The sequence below is a fragment of the Aquabacterium sp. A08 genome (genome assembly GCF_011742065.1).
On the sequence record NZ_JAAQQT010000227.1, the window covers coordinates 1 to 759 of the forward strand.

General features: G+C 69.2%; 1 protein-coding gene and 1 pseudogene. Both read left to right on the top strand.

The genetic code is table 11. From position 1 onward, the window contains the following. A pseudogene (locus tag HA630_RS01265) lies at positions 1-300 on the top strand (hypothetical protein); the annotation flags it as partial. Positions 301-340: 40 nt separating this feature from the next. Next, positions 341-759 (top strand): DUF5710 domain-containing protein (locus HA630_RS01270; RefSeq protein WP_243855318.1); only part of this gene is annotated, 419 nt, incomplete at its 3' end.

Consider the following 759-nt stretch of genomic DNA (forward strand, 5'->3'; position numbering starts at 1 on the left):
GATGCGGTCATGCGGCCCGAGATGGTCATGAACCTGATGCAGGCCCGCAAGCTCCAGCTGGGCCAAGGCGGGAACAGCCCCGGCGCGCAAGAGCCCGGTCACCCGCCCGGCCAGTCACCAGCCCCGGCCGAGAAGCCCAGCAAGATCGAGTGGACCTTCGAGCGCGCCAGCGTGGACAAGCTGATCGCCTACGGCCGCGAACCCGGGGTGGGCGCGGACGATTCGCAGCCCGGCTTCGTCTTCGAGCGCAGCGGGTTTGCCGACTGGAAGCTGACCGAGATCCGGCTGGTGCTGGAGTGACGACGGCACACCCACAGCCATTCCCCAGACCCTGGACACGATGAGCGGCACCTACCTTGTCACCCCTTACGCCGAGAAAGACCGGGTCAAGGCCCTGGGCGCGCGCTGGGACGCGGGCCGCCGTCAGTGGTACGTGCCCGAAGGCCGTGACCTCACCCCCTTCGCCACCTGGTTGCCAGCCGACCTTCGAGCGCAGCACGAGGCTTCGGCAGAGAGCCTGCCCGCCGTCGCCGCACCCAGTCCAGCGTCCTCACCCGCACTGAGCCTGCCCACCGGCAAAGGCATTCCCCTGTCCCGCCTGCTCTCAGGCGTGTCCCAGGCCGTGGCCGCGGCCTACCGCGAAGGCGTCTGGACCCTGGTCGAAGTGGTGGACGCCCGCCTGCGCAACGGCCACGTCTACCTCGAAGTCTCCGAGCGCGACGAGCGTGGGGTGGTCATTGCGAAATCCAACGCCGCCAT